The sequence below is a fragment of the Mycobacterium genavense ATCC 51234 genome (genome assembly GCF_000526915.1).
Classification (GTDB): Bacteria; Actinomycetota; Actinomycetes; order Mycobacteriales; family Mycobacteriaceae; genus Mycobacterium; species Mycobacterium genavense.
On the sequence record NZ_JAGZ01000002.1, the window covers coordinates 268,953 to 288,707 of the forward strand.

17 protein-coding genes and 6 pseudogenes are annotated in these 19,755 nt (G+C 66.5%); 13 read left to right on the forward strand and 10 right to left on the reverse strand.

The features are described from left to right. The first annotated feature begins 121 nt into the window (after positions 1-121). Positions 122-970: an SDR family oxidoreductase gene (locus T428_RS0105970; RefSeq protein ID WP_025735750.1), complete on the forward strand. Its 849-nt coding sequence runs from the start codon at positions 122-124 to the stop codon at positions 968-970. 18 nt (positions 971-988) lie between these two features. On the opposite strand, the gene T428_RS0105975 is transcribed toward T428_RS0105970, so the two are convergent. Both T428_RS0105975 and T428_RS0105980 read right to left on the reverse strand, forming a co-directional pair. Beyond that, positions 989-1,873 (reverse strand): cyclopropane mycolic acid synthase family methyltransferase, encoded by an 885-nt coding sequence (locus T428_RS0105975; RefSeq protein WP_036467236.1) that lies wholly within the window; start codon positions 1,871-1,873, stop codon positions 989-991. 218 nt (positions 1,874-2,091) lie between these two features. Next, positions 2,092-2,928: an HdeD family acid-resistance protein gene (locus tag T428_RS0105980; RefSeq protein ID WP_245604810.1), complete on the reverse strand. Its 837-nt coding sequence runs from the start codon at positions 2,926-2,928 to the stop codon at positions 2,092-2,094. Here T428_RS0105980 and T428_RS26015 point away from each other — a divergent pair. Next, a pseudogene (locus T428_RS26015) lies at positions 2,813-4,220 on the forward strand (phytoene desaturase family protein). The gene T428_RS0105980 and the pseudogene T428_RS26015 sit on opposite strands and share 116 nt — an antisense overlap. Here T428_RS26015 and T428_RS26020 read toward each other — a convergent pair. The 4 genes and pseudogenes from T428_RS26020 to T428_RS0106000 all read right to left on the reverse strand — a co-directional run bounded on the left by T428_RS26020 (position 4,217) and on the right by T428_RS0106000 (position 8,396). Beyond that, positions 4,217-5,232: pseudogene (locus tag T428_RS26020) on the reverse strand (zinc-dependent alcohol dehydrogenase). The pseudogenes T428_RS26015 and T428_RS26020 overlap by 4 nt on opposite strands. Beyond that, positions 5,229-6,411: pseudogene (locus T428_RS26025) on the reverse strand (sulfotransferase family protein). Before T428_RS26025 ends, T428_RS26020 begins: the two co-directional pseudogenes overlap by 4 nt. 6 nt (positions 6,412-6,417) lie before the next feature. Next, positions 6,418-7,155, reverse strand: a pseudogene (locus T428_RS31735) (SDR family NAD(P)-dependent oxidoreductase); the annotation flags it as partial. Then, a complete protein-coding gene (locus tag T428_RS0106000; RefSeq protein ID WP_025735753.1) occupies positions 7,152-8,396 on the reverse strand; it encodes an alkyl sulfatase dimerization domain-containing protein in 1,245 nt (414 codons plus the stop codon). The gene T428_RS0106000 and the pseudogene T428_RS31735, both read right to left, overlap by 4 nt. 42 nt (positions 8,397-8,438) lie before the next feature. Between T428_RS0106000 and T428_RS0106005 the strand changes: the two genes are divergently transcribed. The 3 genes from T428_RS0106005 to T428_RS0106015 are packed head-to-tail and all read left to right on the forward strand — an operon-like array spanning position 8,439 to position 10,122. Next, positions 8,439-9,209, forward strand: a complete 771-nt coding sequence (locus T428_RS0106005) for an SDR family NAD(P)-dependent oxidoreductase (protein ID WP_025735754.1) — start codon at positions 8,439-8,441, stop codon at positions 9,207-9,209. Between the two features lie 4 nt (positions 9,210-9,213). Beyond that, positions 9,214-9,831 carry a TetR/AcrR family transcriptional regulator gene (locus T428_RS0106010; RefSeq protein ID WP_025735755.1) on the forward strand — a complete coding sequence of 206 codons (618 nt, stop codon included), beginning with the start codon at positions 9,214-9,216 and terminating at the stop codon, positions 9,829-9,831. A gap of 54 nt (positions 9,832-9,885) precedes the next feature. Then, positions 9,886-10,122, forward strand: coding sequence for a hypothetical protein (locus T428_RS0106015; RefSeq protein ID WP_025735756.1), 237 nt, complete (start codon positions 9,886-9,888; stop codon positions 10,120-10,122). Here the strand turns inward: T428_RS0106015 and T428_RS0106020 are convergent. Both T428_RS0106020 and T428_RS0106025 read right to left on the reverse strand, forming a co-directional pair. After that, a complete protein-coding gene (locus T428_RS0106020; RefSeq protein WP_084298642.1) occupies positions 10,119-10,994 on the reverse strand; it encodes a 3-hydroxyacyl-CoA dehydrogenase family protein in 876 nt (291 codons plus the stop codon). The genes T428_RS0106015 and T428_RS0106020 overlap by 4 nt on opposite strands. Before the next feature lie 173 nt (positions 10,995-11,167). Then, complete coding sequence (locus T428_RS0106025) at positions 11,168-11,932, reverse strand: SOS response-associated peptidase (protein ID WP_025735758.1); 765 nt, start codon at positions 11,930-11,932, stop codon at positions 11,168-11,170. A gap of 60 nt (positions 11,933-11,992) precedes the next feature. Here T428_RS0106025 and aroA point away from each other — a divergent pair, with 60 nt between their 5' ends. Next, entirely contained in the window at positions 11,993-13,279 is a 1,287-nt protein-coding gene (gene aroA, locus T428_RS0106030) for a 3-phosphoshikimate 1-carboxyvinyltransferase (RefSeq protein ID WP_156942886.1), read from the forward strand. Then, positions 13,276-14,256, forward strand: coding sequence for a ribosome small subunit-dependent GTPase A (rsgA, locus tag T428_RS0106035; protein WP_025735760.1), 981 nt, complete (start codon positions 13,276-13,278; stop codon positions 14,254-14,256). Before aroA ends, rsgA begins: the two co-directional genes overlap by 4 nt. Here rsgA and T428_RS0106040 read toward each other — a convergent pair. Continuing rightward, a complete protein-coding gene (locus T428_RS0106040; RefSeq protein ID WP_025735761.1) occupies positions 14,243-14,716 on the reverse strand; it encodes a winged helix-turn-helix transcriptional regulator in 474 nt (157 codons plus the stop codon). The two genes, rsgA and T428_RS0106040, sit on opposite strands and share 14 nt — an antisense overlap. Before the next feature lie 88 nt (positions 14,717-14,804). Between T428_RS0106040 and T428_RS26030 the strand changes: the two are divergent. The 4 genes and pseudogenes from T428_RS26030 to T428_RS34125 form a co-directional block, all read left to right on the forward strand. Next, positions 14,805-15,992 (forward strand): annotated as a pseudogene (locus tag T428_RS26030) (thiolase family protein). 1,247 nt (positions 15,993-17,239) lie between these two features. Further along, a complete protein-coding gene (locus T428_RS0106055; protein ID WP_025735762.1) occupies positions 17,240-17,500 on the forward strand; it encodes a hypothetical protein in 261 nt (86 codons plus the stop codon). An 83-nt stretch (positions 17,501-17,583) separates the two neighbouring features. Further along, on the forward strand, positions 17,584-17,859 hold the full coding sequence (locus T428_RS34120; RefSeq protein WP_245604811.1) for a PNPOx family protein: 276 nt from the start codon (positions 17,584-17,586) through the stop codon (positions 17,857-17,859). Between the two features lie 5 nt (positions 17,860-17,864). Then, positions 17,865-17,978 (forward strand): annotated as a pseudogene (locus T428_RS34125) (nitroreductase/quinone reductase family protein); the annotation flags it as partial. Positions 17,979-18,085: 107 nt separating this feature from the next. On the opposite strand, the gene T428_RS33485 reads toward T428_RS34125, so the two are convergent. Further along, entirely contained in the window at positions 18,086-18,610 is a 525-nt protein-coding gene (locus T428_RS33485; RefSeq protein WP_025735763.1) for a hypothetical protein, read from the reverse strand. 535 nt (positions 18,611-19,145) lie between these two features. On the opposite strand from T428_RS33485, the gene T428_RS35295 reads away from it, so the two are divergent. Then, positions 19,146-19,514, forward strand: coding sequence for a DUF5134 domain-containing protein (locus tag T428_RS35295; RefSeq protein WP_281173693.1), 369 nt, complete (start codon positions 19,146-19,148; stop codon positions 19,512-19,514). Next, positions 19,511-19,750: a DUF5134 domain-containing protein gene (locus tag T428_RS35300; protein ID WP_281173694.1), complete on the forward strand. Its 240-nt coding sequence runs from the start codon at positions 19,511-19,513 to the stop codon at positions 19,748-19,750. The genes T428_RS35295 and T428_RS35300 overlap by 4 nt, the downstream gene beginning before the upstream one ends. Positions 19,751-19,755 lie beyond the last annotated feature (5 nt).

The window sequence follows — 19,755 nt, forward strand, 5'->3', positions numbered from 1 at the left end:
TGCCCGGGTCGCTTGCCGCGTTTCAGAGACCGATTTGATCAACAGCGCCGGCCGACGTGCTATTTCCGGTGCCGAGGTCCCCCCGCCCGATTTGGTTGGGACTGCGGGTTACTGTGACGCCATGTCCTTGAACAGCAAAACCATGTTCATCTCCGGCGCCAGTCGCGGTATCGGCCTGGCCATCGCCAAACGCGCCGCACAGGACGGCGCCAACGTCGCGCTGATCGCCAAGACCGCCGACCCGCATCCGAAATTGCCGGGAACCGTCTACACCGCCGCCAAGGAGCTCGAGGAGGCCGGCGGGCAGGCCCTGCCGATCGTCGGGGATGTCCGGGACCCCGATTCCGTCCAATCCGCGGTGGCCCAGACCGTCGAGCAGTTCGGCGGCATCGACATCTGCGTGAACAACGCGTCGGCGATCAACCTGGGCTCCATCACCGAGGTCCCGATGAAGCGGTTCGACCTGATGAACGGCATCCAGGTGCGCGGCACCTACGCCGTGTCGCAGGCGTGTCTGCCGTACATGAAGGGCCGGGAGAACCCGCACGTGCTGACGCTGTCTCCGCCGGTGCTGCTCGGGCAGGAGTGGCTCAAGCCGACGGCGTACATGATGGCCAAGTTCGGCATGACGCTGTGTGCGCTGGGAATCGCGCAGGAGATGCGGGCCGAGGGCATCGCGTCCAACACGCTGTGGCCGCGCACGCTGGTGGCCACCGCCGCGGTGCAGAACCTGCTCGGCGGCGACGAGGCGATGGCTCGGGCCCGCAAGCCGGAGGTCTACTCCGACGCGGCCTACGTCGTCCTCAACAAGCCGGCCAAGGAGTACACCGGCAACATGCTGCTGTGCGAGGACGTGCTGCTGGAAAGCGGCGTCACCGATCTGTCGGTGTACAACTGTGTGCCGGGCGGCACCCTCGGCGTCGACTTCTGGGTGGACGGCGTGAACCCACCCGGGTACACCGGGCCGTAACCGCCGCGGACATCAGGTCTAGCTTTTGGTGAGGGTGAACTGCGCGACGTCGGTGTAGCCCTCGCGGAACAGCTCGGCGCAACCGGTCAGGTACTTCATGTATCGGTCGTAGACCTCTTGCGACTGAATCGCGACGGCCTCGTCGCGGCGCGCCTCCAGCGCCGCCGACCAGTGGTCGAGGGTGCGCGCGTAGTGCAGCCGCAGCGGCTGGTAGAGCGCCAGGCTGAAGCCGGCCCGGGTGGCGTGCTCCTCGACGGACTTCGCGTTGGGCAGGTCTCCGCCCGGGAAAATCTCGTCCATGATGAACTTCATGAAGCGGACCTTCGTCATGGTGAGCGGCAGCTCACACTCGGCGAACTCCTGGTCACTGGGCTTGATGATGGTGTGCAGCATCATCACCCCGTCGTCCGGGAGCGCCCGGTAGGCCATCTCGAAGAAGTCGTCGTACCGGTCGCGGCCGAAGTGCTCGAAGGCACCGATTGACACGATGCGGTCGACACTTTCGTCGAACTGTTCCCAGCCCTGCAGCAGCACCCGCTTGGATCGGGGCGACGGATGCTCGTCCAGGCGTCGCTGGACGTGCGCCTCCTGATTGCGGCTCAGGGTCAGGCCGACGACGTTGACGTCGTAATTGTCCAGCGCGCGCACGATCGTGGTGCCCCAGCCACAGCCGACGTCGAGCAGCGTCATGCCGGGTTGCAACCCGAGCTTTCCCAGCGACAGGTCGACCTTGGCGTACTGCGCCTCTTCCAGCGAGAAGTCGTCACGCTCGAAATAGGCGCAGCTGTAGGTGCGCGTAGGGTCCAGGAAAAGTGCGAAGAAATCGTCGGACAGGTCGTAGTGCGCCTGCACATCCTCGAAATGCGGCTTCAAGCCCGGAGTTTCGGTTTCTTTTAAGGACAAGGCACAACTTTCTGGATCGCGTTCGTTTGGGCTTTACGGCGTGCGATCGAAGTTGATCGAACTCCCCCAAATGGTACAGTCTATAGCTACCCCGGACCGCGATCGGCAAACCTGGCACATGCCGCGTCGGGCGGGCCCGACGATATTCGGGCCGGCTCTTATGCACAACGCCGGCCGCATGGCGGCCGGCGTTGTGCTGCAAAGGATTACGGTGCCAATCAGGTGGCCTTCGCCCGGCTGCGAACTTTTAGCGCGCTGATCACGTCGACCACACCGATGGCGATCAGCCAGCAGCCGGCGACCAGGGCCAGCACGGCGATGGAGCGAAGCGGCGACACGATCAGCACCGCGCCGCCGACCACGATCACCAGCCCGGACAGCACCTGCCAGCCGCGGCCGGGCATATGATCGAAGGACAACCCCGCGGCCAGCAGCGTCATCCCGCGAAACAGCCAGCTGATGCCGATCCAGATGACCAAAAGTGTGACCGCCTCGAATTCGTCGCGGAAGCAAAAGAATCCCAGAATCAACGACACGATGCCGGTGATAAACGTCAGCACCCGCATCGCGGCGCCGGCGTGTGAGCCGAAGGCGGCGAACACGTAGCCGACCCCGGAAACCACCAGGTAGATGCCGAACAAGACACCCGCGACAAACAGTGTCTTTCCAGGCCAGGCGAGCACAATGATGCCAAGCGCGATCGCCAGGATGCCGGTGAGGAGCAGCACTCGCCACGCACTGCGAGCAAGCTGCCGAAGAGGGCCTTCGAAAACGGTATCGTCGTGAATAGCCATCTCAATATCATTAGCCACATCATTAGCCACAATTGGTGAAAAGAAAATGTCCGCAGCGACACATTGCGCATCGCGAACGGGTCTTGAGAGCAATGCGCTGGGCGCTGCGCGCTCGCGGTAGCGTGCAGTAACTATGAGTACCGCGCTGGTGGTAGGTAGTGGCCCCAACGCGCTGGCGGCCGCCATCTGCCTGGCCGCCAAGGGCGTGCAGACCACCGTGCTTGAGGCCGCCGACGGGATCGGCGGCGGCACACGCAGCACCGAAGCCATCGTTCCCGGCCTGCTGCACGACCAGTGTTCGGCGATCCACCCGATGGCCGTCGGTTCGCCCTTCCTCAACCGCTTCAACCTGCAGCGGTACGGATTGTCGTGGCGCTGGCCGGAGATCGATTGCGTCCATCCGCTCGACGGTGGCAACGCCAGTGTGCTGTACCGCTCGGTGGAGCAGACGGCGGCCGGCCTGGGTCGCGACGGGTCGCGGTGGCGCCTGGCGTTCGGCTACTCGTCCGCCCGTTTCGACGCGCTGAGCGACGACATCATGGGTCCGCTGCTACGCGTCCCGCATCACCCGCTGATGCTGGCCCGCTTCGGTGCGCCCACGCTGCTGCCCGGGTCGACGTTCGCGCGGATGTTTCGCACCGAGGAAGGCCGCGCGTTGTTCGGAGGCATTGCGGCCCATGCCTTTCGGCCGCTGCACTACCCGATGACTTCGGCAATCGGGATGGGGCTTGATCGCGGCCGGGCACCGGCACGGCTGGGCCGTCGCCGAGGGCGGGTCGCAGTCGATCGCCGACGCGATGGTCACGCTGCTGACCGACTTGGGCGGCAAGGTCGAAACCGGCGTCCGGATGCAGAACACGTCGCACCTGCCGCCGGCCGACGTCACGATGTTCGACCTGGCGCCCGGCGCCGTCGCCGACATCCTCGGGGACCGTCTTCCCCGCCGAATCTCCGCCGCTTTCACCAGGTTTCGGCGTGGTCCGGGCGCGTTCAAAGTCGACTTCGCCGTCGAGGGCGGCGTGCCCTGGACGAGCCCCGATGCGCGTCGGGCCGGCACGGTGCATGTGGTCGGCAGCTACGACGAGCTTGCCGCCGCCGAGCGGGATGTCCACGCCGAGCGGATGCCCGAGCGTCCGTTTGTACTGGTGGGTCAGCAATACCTGGCCGATCCGCAGCGGTCGGTGGGCAATATCCATCCGGTGTGGAGCTACGCGCACGTGCCCAACGGCTGCACCGGCGACGCGACGGCGGCGATCATCGCCCAGATCGAGCGGTTCGCACCCGGGTTCTCCGACCGCATCGTCGGCCGCGCCGTTCGCGCCACCACCGAGATGGCCACGTTCAACGCCAACTATGCCGGTGGCGACATCATGACCGGCTCGAAGGATATTCGCCAGCTCACCTTCAGCCCACGAATTACCTTGTCGCCCTACACCATTGGCGTACCGGGCATGTACATCTGCTCGGCGGCCACCCCGCCCGGGCCCGGGGCGCACGGCATGTGCGGCGCCAACGCCGTGCGGCTCGCCCTGGATTACTTGGCCCGCGCCTAGAAGGTCACCACCACCTTGTCGGCCGCCCCGGGCGTGCCGGCGAGTTCGAGTGCCTCACCGACCTGATCGAACGCGATGGTGTGGCTGACGATCAGCGCGTACTTCTCCCAGTTCGCGACGATGTCCTCGGTCACCTCGAAGATCTCGTCGGGATATCCCATCGAGCCGACGATCGTGATCTCGTTGCTCATGATGTTGACCAACTCGACGGGCACCGATTACTTATGGACGCCAACGATTCCCAGGGTTGCACCCTTCTTGGCGGCGGTCAGCGCGGTGTGGATGACCGCCGGCGCCCCGGCGGCGTCGAGGTAGATATCGGTGCCGGCGCGCCCGGGCAACCCAGGAATGCCAGCCTCGCCCGCGCCGTGCAGTTCGATCAGGCGCTGCACGACGGGCTCTTCGGCGGAGTTGATCACGGCGTCGGCGCCGATTTGCAGCGCCTTGTCCAGCCGGGACGGAATCAGGTCCACGACCACCACGCGGCTTACCCCAAGGGATTTGAAGGCCAGCGTGGCGCCTAGCCCGATCGGCCCTGCCCCGAACACGACGACCTTGTCGGCCGGCTTGGGTTTGCATTGGTTGGCCCCGTGGCGAGCGACGGCCATCGCTCGTTGAGTGCGGCCACCTCCCACGGAACGTGGCTCGGGATGACTTCGAGACTTCGTCCGCGGACGGCGTTTTCGATCAGCAGGTAGTCTGCGAGCGCGCCGGCCGATCCCCCGTTGCCGATGATGTTGCCGGGCGCCGCCATGGGATTGATCACGACGTGATCGCCGACCGCGACACCGGCTACCTGGTCGCCGACCTCGACGATTTCGCCGGCCGGTTCGTGCCCGAGCGGCGTGTGCCCCTGGCGCGGCGGGATGCCGCCGATGCTGATGTAGAACGCGTCGGAACCGCAGATGCCGCAGGCGCGCATCCGGACCAGCACGTCGTTGGGGCCGGTCTGCGGACGGTCGGCGTCGAGGACCTCTGCCTTACCCGGTCCGGTGACCACGGACATTTTCATGGCGCTGCCTCGAGTTCGATGTCGAAGGTGTCCAGGTATTCGGCGAAGACCGGCTCGAGTCGTTCGACGCTCAGGCCATACTTGTCGAGGCTGTAGGAGTTGAGCGAGAACCGGTCCTGCGGATGCTCGGCGAGCCAATTGCGCATGCGTGCTTCGGTTTCCGCGGTCAGCGGATCGCCCGCCCACTCGTACAGCCGGCGCAGCACGTCCATCGGGTCGCGCATCATCTCGTGGTAGTGCATGTGGATGAAGCGGTCGTCGCCGATGCGCTCGCGGGCCCGCAGCGGCCGGTTCACGTGATAGCCCATCTGCCACATTACGTTGCGCCCCATGGCTTCTGGATCGATTGCTTCGGGATGGTGCGTTATAGTCTTGGGCAGCGTCAACAGGTTGGCCAGCGACCCGGTTGCCTTGTAGGGGTCGCGATGCGCCCACACCAGCCGGGCGTCCGGGAAGACCTTCAGCAACGCCTCGATGTGCACCGAATGCGACGGCATCTTCAGGCTCCACGCGCCCGGCGCTTTCGATTGCAGGACCTGCAGATAGCGCTTCTGATATGCGTAGGCGCTCGTCATGTCGGTTTCGTCGAACAGCCATTCGGCATACCGCGAGGTGGACAGGAACGAATCCAGGACAGGCCTTGAAGTCCTGGTTGTGGATGAACATGTCTTCGGTGGGCCCGTCGGCGTCTTCCCAGTGCGTCAGCGGCACTTTCGCTTTCGTCACCATCTCCAGGATTTTGCGCTGCTCCTCCAGCAGGGCCACGCAGCGCGGGTCGGTGCGCAGCGACTCGGTGGGCGCCGGCGCTATCGGGTGCACGCACTGCCAGTGCAGCAGCGAGCGCCGGGCCGGGTCCTGGTCGAGCAGGTAACTGATCACGGTGGTCCCGGTACGCGGCATGCCGAGCACGATCAGCGGCCGCTCCACGGGCGCCTCGAGCACCTCGGGATGCTGCTGAAGATAGCCGTGGACCTGCAGCCGCCGGCCCAGCGCGTCGGTCGCGTCGTTGAGGATGCGCTCCCGGCCGTACTGGGTGAACGCCGGCGAGTTGTTGACGTCGTCGAGGAGGAGCTGCAATCCGTCCCGCCACGAGTCGGATTCGATTTCGGTGAGCCCGGTGCGCTGTGCCGCCAGCTTGAGGACGTCGTCGGCGGTCGCGAGGTTGTCGTATTCGCCCATCGTTCCGACCGTCAGGTATCCGCCGTCGACGGCGATCGTGGTGCCGGTGATGTACGACGCGGCATCGGTACACAAGAAGAGCGCCGCGCCGGTGCAATCCTGAGGTGTCCCGGGTCGGCCCAACGGGGTGTGGAAACCGATCTCGACGTCCATCACCTGGGGAATTTCCATGGCCGGATGCGTCATTCGGGTGTCGATCAACCCGGGCGCGATCGCGTTGACCCGGATTCCGTCGTCGGCCCACCGACGCGAGAGGTTCATCGTCAGCGAGATCAGGCCCATCTTCGAGGAGGCATACCCCGGGACGAAGACCGCCGAACGAAACGCCGACATCGAGACGACGCTGGCGCCCCCGGGCGCAGTGCTGGCCTTCAGGCGTTCGTGGCAGCACATCGTCAACCGCATGGGGCCCAACAGGTTTTGCGTCACCGACGCGACGTAGCCGTCGGGGTCGTACTCGTCGCCGGCGGGATACGGGCCACCCGCGTTGTTGATCAGGACGTCGAGTTCGCCCAGCGAGTCCGCCAGCGCGTCGACGGCGTCGGGATCCTGGATCCGGCACTGCCGGTAGGTGAATGCGCTCAGGTCGATCTCCGGATAGTCGGCGGTCGACTCACGAGCGCCGGTCACGGTGACGGCGGCGCCGGCCTTGGCGAACTCGGCGGCAATCGCGTTACCGATGCCGCTGGTGCCGCCGGTCACCAGCACCTTGGCGCCGGTGAAGTCGAACCTGATGGAGTTCATTCTGAGGTCCTCAATTCGTTGATGGATTTGGTGAGCCAGGCTTTTTCCCAGAAGTTTTCGGTGTCGGCGAGCAGCGCCTCGTGCGCGTCGGCGGCCACCGCGCGCGCCGCCGGGTGCGCGGGCTGTGCGGACAGGATCAGGTCGGTCAGGTGAATCGCCTGTAGCGGCCGGTCGCCCTCGACGTGCGCGCGGGCCGCCTCGACCAGCGCGTCGGCACCGGCGGCGTCGACCACATCGGCAGCAATCGAATCCGGTGGTACCCCGTAGAGCTCGGTGGTGGAGCGGTGCCGGAACCATCCGGTGTACATCTCCCAGATGGCGCGAACGTTCCAGGCGGTCTTGCCGTAGCCCTCGCCGACGTCGAACTGCTCGGGCACCGTCACCTCGCGCATCGCCGTGTGCAGGTCGGTGCCGGAATTCATCAGTTCGGCCGTGCGATCGTGCACGGCCTGCATGGCGTCGCGCATCGCGGTGACTTCCTCGGCGATGCGGTCGGCGCCCTCGATCGGGTCGAAGTGGCCGGTGATCAGGCGCTGCGGACCGTAATCCAGCACGGTGTTCAGCGACTCGACGTACAGAATCGGGTCGCGGTATCGGTCGCCGCGGATGGTCATCAGATTCGGCACGTGCCCGAACAGCGGGCCGAACAGATTGCCGCTGAACAGGATTCGATCCCCGCGCAGCCACACCACGAGCGCGTCGGTGGTCTCGCCGCCGGGCGTCCAGGCCAGTTCGAAAGTCCTACCGCCGAAGGCGAATTCGTGGTGGAGGTCGAACGTCGTGGTCGGCGCGGGGAAGGAGAAGTCGATCGTGGCCGGGTCGATGGTCTTGAAGTGCTCGAGCACGGCGTCGGAGAATTTCGCGAAGGCGAACGACGTCTTGGGCACCCGATAACCCATCAGCAGTGTGTTGTCGTCGCGCCAGTACCGGTAGTTGCGGTGCATCACGATGTCGGTGCCGTCGTCGCGCAGCGTGTTGACCCCGCCCCAGTGGTCGGCATGGCCCTGGGTGACGACGATGGCCCGCGCCGGGCCCGGCACGTCGGCAAAAGCCTTGCGGTGCAACGGACCCTCGAACACCAGTCCGGCGTTGACGATGACCCGCCCGTCGTCGGTGGCGATCGCGTAGGAGTTGGAGACGCCGGGCGACATCCAGATGTCGTTGCCCAGCGGTGTCGCGGGAGTGTCGGTTGCCGCCGCGAGATCGGCTGCCCCGGGACGCTCCCGGTGAATTCCGGCCATGACTTGCGACCCTCTACAGTTCTAGAGGTAAAGTCAATATCCATGGGACTGCGGGGCCTGGCGGAACGAGTTGCGGTGGTGGTCGGCGGCGCCACCGGTATCGGGGCCGCGACCGCCGGCCGGCTCGGGGCCGAAGGCTGCCGGGTGGTGATCGGCGACGTCGCGGCCGACGCCGCGGAACAGACCGCCGCGCGCATCGTCGCGGCCGGCGGCACGGCCGTCCACGTGGCATTCGACCTCGCCGATCCCGTGTCGGTGTCCGGCCTGATTGATTCGGCGGCAACGACTTTCGGCGGTGTCGACCTGCTGTTCAACGTCGGTGCCGACATGAGCACGATCCGCGCCGACACCGATGTCGTCGACATCGACTTCGAGGTGTGGGACCGAGTGATGACGGTGAACCTGCGCGGGTACGTGGCGGCGATGAAATACGCCATCCCGCGCATGCTCGCCAGCGGGGGTGGGGCGATCGTCAACATGTCCTCGGCGGCGGCGTTCCAGGGTGAGCCCGCCCGCCCGGCCTACGCCACCGCGAAGGCCGGCATCGGGGCGCTGACCCGCCATGTCGCATCCCGGTGGGGCAAGGACGGCATCCGCTGCAACGCGGTGGCGCCGGGGTTCACCGCCACCGAGGCCATCCGCTCGGTTCCGCAATGGCCGGACCTGCAGGCCGCGGCGTTGAAGCGGATTCGCGGGACACGCGTCGGCGATCCACAGGACATCGCCGCGTTGGTCGCCTTCCTGCTGTCCGAGGAAGGCGAATGGATCAACGGTCAGGTCGTCAACATCGACGGCGGCACCGTCCTGCGGTGACCTCATGGCAGCCGGTACCGCATCCCGCAAACGCAACGGCGACGAGCGCCGGCGCGCACTGTGCGATGCCGCGATCCAGGTGCTGGCCGAGCGGGGATCCCGCGGCCTGACGCACGGTCAGGTCGATCGCTGCGCGGGCGTACCGGAGGGCACCACGTCGTACCACTACCACACCCGGGCGGCACTGTTGCGTGGCGTCGTCAGGCGGATCGCCGAAATCGACGTCGCCAACCTGCAATCGGTGATCGACGAGCCGCTCGACCCGCTCTCGCCGTTCGCGCACCTGGCGGAGCTGACCATGATGCAGGCGCACGGGCCCGGACTGGTGCTGAACCGGGCGCGGCACGAACTGCTGCTGGACGCGGTGCGCGATCCCGGCCTGGCCGAGACGTCCCAGACATTCGTCACCCGGATCAACGCGATGGCCCGCGAGGCGATCGCCCATCTTCAGCCGGGCACCGATGATCCCGAACTGCTGGACACGCAGACGACCGCCGTCACCACGTTCATCGCCGGCGTGTTCATCCGGCTTGCCAGCGGCGACCGCACGATCAGCAACGCCGCGCAACTCGCCGGCCTGTTGGAGGCCGTAGCCACCGCGGTGTCGCTGCAGCGGGCGTAAGCATCGCGGCGAAAACCCTCATGCGGTCGCCTGACTAGGCCTAACGTGGTGGCCATGAACACGAAACGACTTTTCGCCGCCGGTGTGCTGGCGTGCGCGGGGTTGATGACGGCCGGTCTGGGCGTCGGCAACGCCGACACGATTCAGACCGAGGGCAGTTATCCGACGCGGGAGGCCTGTCAGGACGCCGGCCCGGGCGTGAAGGCCACCACGCCGGGTAACTGGAACAACTTTTGGTGCGTGCCGGACCGCAACGCTCAGGGCAACTGGCGCTTGGTTCTGAGCAACTAATACCTGTAGAAGCCCTCACCGGTCTTGACACCGAGCTTGCCCGCGTCGATATAGGACTGCAGCAGGTCGCGCACGTTCTTCGGCAGGTGGGGAAACTGTGCGGCGTAGTGGTTTTCGATGTCGAGCACCACGTCGAGGCCGACCAGGTCCATCATCTGGAACGGGCCAACCGACACTCCCAGGGCCAGCTTGAACATCCCGTCGACATCCTCGGGCCGGGCGACGCCCTCGGCAACCACGGCCAGTGACTCGCGCTTGATGGCGGCCCAGACGCGATTGAAGATGAAACCCGTGCTTTCCTTACGCGCTTCGAAGGGATGCACGCCGAATTCCGGCAACACCGTCAGCAGGGTGTCCAGCAGGCCGCGGTCGGTCTGGCCGTTGGACATCAACTCGATCGCGGTGATGTCCGGCGGCATGTAGAAGTGCATGTTGCAGAAACGTGTTTTGTCGTGCAAGTTTTCGTCCATCAGCCGCGACGGTAACGACGACGAGTTGGTCCCGAAGATGGTGTCCAGTGGTGCCGCTCGGTCGATCTCTCCCCACAGCGGAATCTTGATCTCTAGCTTCTCCGGGACCGACTCGACGGCCAGCCACGCGTCGGCCAGCGCCTCGTCGAGCGAACCGGTGGCAATTACATTTCCCACCGCGCCAAATCCACGGTCTGCCACCAACTTCGGTAACGCCTCGGTCACGTACTGCGTGGCCTCGTCACGCTGCTCTTGGCGCCGCGCGTAGATTCGCACGGTCCCGCCGCGGGAGGCGAACATCAGGGCGATGCGGCGGCCCAAGGTGCCCGCCCCGATCACCGCGACGGGGCGGTGTTGGATGTCGTCGAATGTATACGTGTACGAGCCGGTCACGATACGCATGGTAGTGCTGATCGAGCCAGCACGTGAAAAGTATTGGTCGACTTACCTTTTGGAGGCCCCGGGCCCTCCACCAGCGGCGGAGAACCCGGGCACACTGATCAGGAGTCTTCGCGATGACGGCTGCCGGACTTCGCCAGCCCAGAAAACCTGGTGTGTCACTTCGCGTTTTTGGGTTAGAGCAGCGTGATCTGTTCGGGCTCCGGCTCGGCCGGCTCGAGCAGCTCGCGCCCGTTGTTACGAATGCTGTTCACCAGCCTCGACACCTCGCGCAGCTCGATGCCCCGCACATCCGGGGCATGGGTCAGCAGCTCAGCATCCAGCGGGGCGTCGGGGTTCAGCCAGGCGTCCCAGTCGCGCTCGGCCAGGACCAACGGCATCCGGTCGTGGATCGCGGCGAGCTCACCCACCGCGTCGGTCGTGATGATCGTGCAGCTCAGCAACGGGTCTTCTGTCTTGCCGGGTTTCCAGACCGACCACAGGCCGGCCATGAACAGCGGCTCGCCGTCCTCGCGATGGATGAAGAACGGCGTCTTGGCGGTCTTCTTGCCCGCGGCGCCATCCGGTCTGGCCCGCCACTCGTACCAGCCGTCCATCGGCACCAAGCATCGCTTGCTCTTGGCAGAACCCCGGAAGGCCGGCGACGTGGCCACCTTGTCCGCCCGGGCGTTGATCAGCAGCGGCCCCTTGGAATCCGGAGCTCCGTTCGCGTCGGCCTTCACCCATGGCGGGATCAGACCCCAGCGCATCAGCCGCACCCGGCGCGTCGGCTCGTCGTCAGGTTCGCTATGGCGCGACACCACCGTCGCGATCGTAGTGGTGGGAGCCACGTTGTAGTTGGACTCCGACGCACGCTCCGAGGTACCGGTGGCTTCGTCGATCGCCTTGATCTTCTCGGCCAGCAGTGCCGGATCCGTCGTGACCGCAAACCGTCCACACATGACTTCCATGGTGCCCCGTACTCACGACACCCGCCGACACGGCAGGATGAAGCCGTGAGCATCGACCCCTGGACGGCCCCGACCGCGCCGACACCGGTGCGCGCGACCGTGACCGTGCCGGGCTCGAAATCCCAGACCAACCGAGCGCTGGTGCTCGCGGGGCTGTCCAGCGCGCAGGGGCAGAGCGCCTCGACCATCGGCGGGGCGCTGCGCAGCCGCGACACCGACCTGATGATCGGTGCGCTCACCACGCTGGGACTGCGCGTGGACTCCGACGGCACCGAGCTGACGGTCAGCGGCCGGCTCGACCCCGGCCCGGGCGCCCGGGTGGACTGCGGCCTGGCCGGCACCGTGTTGCGATTCGTTCCGCCGCTGGCGGCGCTGGCAAGCACGCCGGTGGAATTCGACGGGGACGAACAGGCCCGGTCCCGGCCGATCGCGCCGCTGCTCGACGCGCTGCGCGACCTGGGCGTCCCGATCGAAGGCACCGGTCTGCCGTTCCGGGTGCTGGGCGGCGGATCGGTCGCCGGCGGCACCGTGGCCATCGACGCGTCGGCGTCGTCGCAGTTCGTGTCCGGCCTGTTGTTGTGCGGTGCGTCGTTCAGCAATGGCCTGACCGTGCAGCACACTGGTTCCTCGCTCCCCTCGGCGCCGCACATCGCGATGACGACCGCGATGTTGCGGCAAGGCGGAGTCAGCGTCGACGACTCGGCGCCCAACCGCTGGCACGTCCGCCCGGGCACCGTCGCGGCCCGGCACTGGGATGTCGAACCCGATCTCACGAACGCCGTTCCGTTCCTGTCGGCGGCCGTGGTCACCGGCGGCACCGTCCGCATCACCGGATGGCCGTCGACCAGCGTGCAACCCGCCGACGATATTCTCGATGTGCTCGGCAAGCTGAATGCCGTTGTCACCCAGATTGATTCATATCTGGAAGTGCGGGGCCCGGAGGACGCCTACCCGGGTTTCGATGTCGACCTGCGCGCGGTCGGTGAGCTGACGCCGTCGGTCGCGGCGCTGGCGGCGCTGGCCGCGGAGGGATCGGTGTCGCGCCTGTCCGGCATCGCGCATCTGCGCGGCCACGAGACCGACCGGCTCGCCGCGTTGAGTGCCGAGATCAACCGCCTGGGCGGCGACTGCCGGGAGACCGCCGACGGCCTGGTGATCACCGCGACACCGTTGGGGGCCGGCAGGTGGCGCGCCTACGCCGATCACCGGATGGCGATGGCCGGCGCGATCGTCGGACTGCGGGTGGCCGGGGTGCAGATCGACGACATCGGCGCCACCACCAAGACACTGCCGGAATTCCCGCAGCTGTGGGCCCACATGCTGGAGTCCAACGGTTGAGACCGGGCGACTACGACGAATCCGACGTCAAGGTCCGATCCGGCCGGGGTTCACGACCCCGGACCAAAACCCGCCCCGAGCACGCCGACGCCGAGGCCGCGATGGTGGTCAGCGTCGACCGCGGCCGGTGGGGATGCGTACTGAACGCGCGGCCCGATATCCGGGTCACCGCGATGCGGGCCCGCGAACTGGGCCGCACCCCGATCGTGGTCGGCGACGACGTCGACGTGGTGGGCGATCTGTCCGGGCGGCCGGACACGCTGGCGCGCATTGTGCGTCGCGGGCCGCGGCGAACGGTGTTGCGGCGCACCGCCGATGACACCGATCCCACCGAGCGGGTAGTGGTCGCCAACGCCGATCAACTGCTGATCGTGGTGGCACTCGCCGACCCGCCGCCGCGCACCGGTCTGGTCGACCGGGCGCTGATCGCCGCCTATGCCGGTGGGCTGACGCCGATCCTGTGCCTGACCAAGACCGACCTCGCCCCACCGGAGCCGTTCGCCAAGCAGTTCGCGGATCTGGACTTGACGGTGATCGCCGCGGGCCGCGACGATCCGCTGCTGGCCGTGGCGGACCTGTTGGTCGGCAAGATCACCGTGCTACTCGGCCACTCCGGCGTCGGCAAATCGAGCTTGGTGAATCGGCTTGTGCCAGAAGCCGATCGAGCGGTCGGCGCGGTCACCGACATCGGCAGGGGTCGGCACACCTCGACGCAGTCGGTGGCGCTCCCGCTGGCCAGCTCCGGCTGGGTGATCGACACCCCGGGCATCCGCTCGTTCGGGCTGGCGCACATCCGGCCCGACGACGTGCTGATGGCGTTCTCGGATCTGGCCGAGACGGTGCAGGATTGCCCGCGCGGCTGTGGCCACATGGGACCGCCGGCCGACCCGGAGTGCGCGCTGGACACGCTGTCGGGTCCCGCGTTTCGCCGCGTCGAAGCGGCCCGCCGGTTGCTGGCCGCGCTCAGGGAGACTTAGCCAGCCGCATACCGAGCTCGTCGGGCGGCACCAGATGGCCCTCGGCGCAACGAATTTCGACGCTCACTTCGGCGCCGCAACCCAGATGCGTCAGCCGCAGCCGGTGACGGCCGGGCAGATGATTGCGTCCCCACTCGAACAGCGCCCAGACCACCGGCATGAAATCGATGCCGGCCTCGGTCAGCACGTATTCCTCGCGGCTGCGCTGCCCCGGCTCTTGATAAGGCCGGCGCGCCAGCAGCCCGAGCTCGACCAGCTCGGACAGGCGCGCGGACGTGGCCGCCTTGGTGATGCCGACCCGGTGGGCGAAATCGTCGAACCGGGTGGTGCCGTAATACGCCTCGCGCATGATCAGCATCGCGGACTTGGTGCCGACCACCGCCATCGTCTTCTCGATCGCGCACTGACCGACCGCCGACCATTTGTCACGATCCGCCAGGGCGCCCTGCAGAAATGTCATGTAGATCACCTCCCGTCTGGGTTGATTTTAGTATACCTAGGCGTTTTGCTGAGTATAGCTAGTCATACCCAGGTCTCGAGGAGGAGCCCTGTCCGCATTTCAACGCCGCGACGCCGTAATCGTCGGCGCCGTCCGCACCCCGATCGGCAAGGGCAAGGCCGGCGGCGCACTGCACGACGTGCTGCCCGTCGACCTGTTGGCGCACAGCCTGCGCGAACTCGTGGCCCACACCGGTGTGAACCCGGCGCAGGTGGACGACGTCATCGCCGGGGCCGTCACCCAGGTCGGCGATCAGGCGGTCAACATCGCCCGCAACGCGTTGCTGGGCGCGGGCTTCCCCGAGTCGGTTCCCGGTGTCACGATCGACCGCCAGTGCGGCAGCAGCCAGCAGGCCATCAGCTTCGACGCCCAGGGTGTCGTCGCCGGCGCCTACGACCTGGTGATCGCCGCCGGCGTGGAGTCGATGAGCCGCGTCCCGATGGGCACCCAGGTATTGCCGGGCAGTGACCCGTTCGGCGAAGGCATGGCCGCGAGATACCCCGAAGGGCTCGTGCCGCAAGGCATTAGCGCCGAGCTGATCGCCGCCAAGTGGGGCTTCTCGCGCACCCAGCTAGACGAGTTCTCGGCCGGCAGCCACGACAAGGCCGCCCGCGCCACCAAGGACGGGCTGTTCGAGAACGAGCTGGTCCCGATCGCCGGGCTGCATACCGACGAGATCATCCGGCCCGCGACGACGGTGGAAACGCTGGCCACGCTGAAGCCGGCATTCTACAGCGAGAAGATGGAACAGCGCTTCCCGCAGATCAACTGGGAGATCACGCCGGGCAACTCGTCACCGCTCTCCGACGGCACCGCGGCGGTGCTGATCACCACCAGCGAGGTCGCCAAGAAGCTGGGCCTGCGGCCGCTGGCGCGCATCCACACCACGACCGTGGTCGGCGACGACCCGCTCTACATGCTGACCGGCGTGATCCCGGCGACCGAGTAGGTATTAGCGCGGTCGGGCCTGACGCTGGCCGACATCGACCTGTTCGAGGTCAACGAGGCGTTCGCGCCCGTGGTGCTGGCGTGGGCAAAGGACGTCGGCGCCGATCTGGCCAAGATCAACGTCAATGGCGGCGTTATCGCGATCGGACATCCGTTGGGCGCCAGCGGTGCTCGCATCATGACCACGATGGTCAACGCGCTGGAACAGCGCGGCGGTCGCTACGGCCTGCAGACGATGTGTGAGGGCGGCGGCATGGCCAACGCCACCATCGTCGAGCGGCTGGGGTAAGGCGGGTCGCGGTGACTGGTTGACGAGCGGTCACCCGCCTACACTCGGGCGTGCAACCGATGTTGCGGGTGGATACAGCCGGTGTGCAGGCGATTGCCGACCGCTGGGGTGCTTCAGTGAGCGAGCTGACTGGCCTGGTAGCTCCGGCTAGGGCTGGGGCTGTCCTGTCAGGGCAGCACGGCCGCGGTCAACGCCGCCCACGTCGACGTCGCGGCATTCACTGCGCAGCTTGCCGCGCGCGTAAGTGGTTGCGCTACCGCCGTCGTTCAAGCCGACATGCGTTACGTCGCGAATGAAGTGGCTTCGGCCGCCGAGGTTGCCGCTGTCGCTCAACCGGTGACTCACATATAGCAATGTCCGCGGTCGGGGGGATTCCCAGTCTGTCGCAGCTGTTGGCCTGGCCCACCGACCACCTCACCGAGGCCGCCGACCACCGGGAGAGCGTAGGCGAGAGTAGCTACGCAGTAGTCCACCAGGTGTGGCGGGACGCGACGTCTGTTGATTGGCAAGGCGAATCCGCCGACGCGCTGCATGTCGCGACGCACGCCGATCTGACAACCACCAGCGCAGTCGTCGACCAGCTCCAGACCGCAGCCAGCGTTGCGCGCAGTGGAGCCTCGGATCTGTATGCGGCCCGCTCACGAGTGCGTTACGCTGTCGAAGACGCCCTCGCAGCGGGATTCGAAGTGCACCAAGATCTTTCGGTCACCGATCGTAGAGCCGGCGGATCAGGTGCACAGCGAGCCGCTCGGGCGACCGAGGCGCAAGCGTTGGCTGGTGATATCCGGCAGCGGGCGGCACGACTAGTCACCCTTGATGCTCAGGTAGCGCGCAAGGTCACCGCGGCGGTGTCCGGCATCCGTGACACATTCGCGCCAATCGCCCCGTCGCAGAACGAACTCGTCCGCGCGGTCGATAACCACACCGTTAAACAAGCCCCACCAATGCCGCCACCACCCGACCCGAAAGATATGACAGCAGCTGAGGCACCCGCAATTTCCGCCGCCCACGCAGATCGACGGATACACAGATCATGGCCGGGAGCGGATAGGAGGCCGAGATGGGCACGGAGTCAACGACAATGCATTGCGGGACGCCGTCGAGCATCCGATTGGACCGCCGCAGTATGCGCAAGATCAGTACGGCGGCAACTACACATACGTGGGCAAGGACGCGACAGTCATCCTTAGCAAGGACGGAAAAGTGATAATCGCATGGGCGAATAGTCGGGATGGATGGAGTAATCCATGAGCAAGGTCTTCGACGTCATCCCCGACCGGGCCCGAGCGCTAATCATCGAAGAGCTCGAACGTCGTAACTCGGCTCTCTTGGCGGAGCTGCGTACTGCAGACAGACCCACCAACGACCAGAGCGATGGCGTGGTGTTGGGGGTTCTCGCGCCGGCACTGCGAGAGAACTTCGGGCCCGACTATGTCCCAAACGAGTATGGCTTGGCAATCGAGGCCGCAATTGACGCCTACTTGGAGGCATGGCCGATACATCGGTAGTCAGCCTCTGAGGCTAACCTTGGAACGTCAACGACGAACGCGCGGCCCCATGGCCGTCGTCCGGTTCAGATAGGGAGTCATGCATGGGCGACGCCGAGGCCGCATCGATTCGGGCGGCGCGAGCTGACTGGGTAGCCGAGCACCTCGAGACATACCTGGCCTCCGGCGGCACCCGAGGCCACATTCTGGATGTGAGCGCGGTGGGAGGCCGGGAATTCACCACGCACTGCTTGATCAAGTGCGTCGGCCGCAAATCGGGTAAGCGCTACATCAGACCATTGATCTACGGCAACTACGGTGGCGAGATCGTGATCGTCGGATCCAAGGGGGTGCCGACTCGCATCCGCAGTGGTACCTGAATATCTTGGCTAGCAAGACAATCGGCGTCCAGGTCGCCACCCAGGCCTTCGAGGCCACGTGGCGTGAGCCCGAAGGCGAGGAACGCCATCACGTTTGGGCCTACATGGCCCACCTCTACCCGCCGTACCTCACCTATCAGCGGTCGACCAGCCGTCCGATCCCCCTGGTGATGCTGTCGCCCCAGCACGCGATCGACGTCTTCACCGCGGAAGACGCGCTAGGAAATCAGAGCCAGCCGGTGCGCGCGGCGGCGACCGGCTCGGCGGGAGCCGGGGCCAGCTCCCCGTCGAGCATCCGTTTCACCGCAGCCACGATGTCCGGTGCTGCCGCGGCGAGCCCGGCCTTGTCGGCCTCGGGGACCTCGTCGGGTTCGACACCCGCACGGGCCAGCACGGCGGCCAGGTCGGCCAGCTGTTCGGCCAACCAGGACACCGGGTCGGCCGACAGCTCGGGGACGAAATGCCGCCGTCCGGGTTCCCAACCCTTGAATCGGGGATCGTGATGGGCCCGGTCCAACGTTCCCGGGGGACTCTCGGTGGATCCGAACAGGTCGACCCGCCACACCGGGCGGTTGAAGGCGATCGGGATGCCGGCATAGATCGAGCCCTGCGGCTCGGCCCGGTCGACGACACGCAGTTCCAGCCGTACTCCCCGTTCCGGGGTTTCCTGACCTTCGTTCGGGGTTGGGTCGACGAAGAACATGTCCCCGACGACGACACCCAGAGTTTCGAATCCAAACGCTGCAAGCATATTTCCGAGAGTAAACCCAGGCGGCAAGTGCGCCGCGACTACGACGCCACCGGTAACGCGGCCCCGAGAAGCTCGGCCAGGTGCTTCCCAGTACAGCCAGTCCCGGACGGCCCTGCGTGGCGCTCCCGAGTCGGCCGCGCAGCAGGCATCGTGGACAGCGATGTCGCGGGCGTGAGCTGCGTAGGCGTTGAAGGTCTCAGGTGCGGCACCTGTCGGCGAGGATCGCTGCTGACCATGGGTGTCATCACCGGTAGCCACAATCCGATGCACTGATCGGTGGGCGGGGTGGCTTCCGCCGGCGGCAGCAATCCGAGCAGGCTCGCGTCCGGCGTCTGCGCCAGCCGCCCAGCCTTGCACCGCCACCACCGGATATGTGGCCCAGCGGGCCCGCTCGGCGGCGGCTATCGCAGCGGATCGGCGCCGTGTCGGCGCGCGGCAACGTCGGTCTCCGCCGCGGCGCGCGGGTGGTCCGGTTGCTTGACCACAGTACCTAGGGGGGTACCGTTCGCCGCATGTCTACAGCTTCGGTGCCGAGTTGATCGGCGACGTCACGCTGCGGTGGGTTGTCACTGCGCTCTTCGGTATCAGTATTGCCATATACGTCTATCTCCTTGTCGCGCAACGTGTCCGATCGACGGACATCATCAACCATCTGCTCCACGTGGCAATGGCGGTGGCAATGATCCTGATGGCATGGCACATCGGACTGGATCTGCCGACCGTCGTGCCGATGACCTTCTTCACCGCGGCTGGGGCCTGGTTCGTGTGTACCGCCATCCGAGCTTCGTCGGCGACCGGCGAGCGACTCACCAACTCCTATTTCGCCTTGATGACGGCAGCAATGGCGTTCATGTACGCGGTGATGTGCGGCACGCTGCCGGGCCAGGCCAGCCACCGAGCGTGAATTCGTTGGCGATGAACATGTCCGGCATGGAGCTGCCCGAACACGAAATGTTCACGGCGCCAGCGGGACCCGGGTGGACCACCACCGCGAATTGGATCGCGGCTTTCGGGTTCGTGGTGGCGGCGCTGTATTGGTCAGGCCGGTGCGTAACCCGGCGGCAGTCCACCCGCGCGGAACCGGTGTATCAATTGTGCACTGCCGCCGGCACCGCCCTGATGTTCTTCGCCCAGGTCTAGGCGCC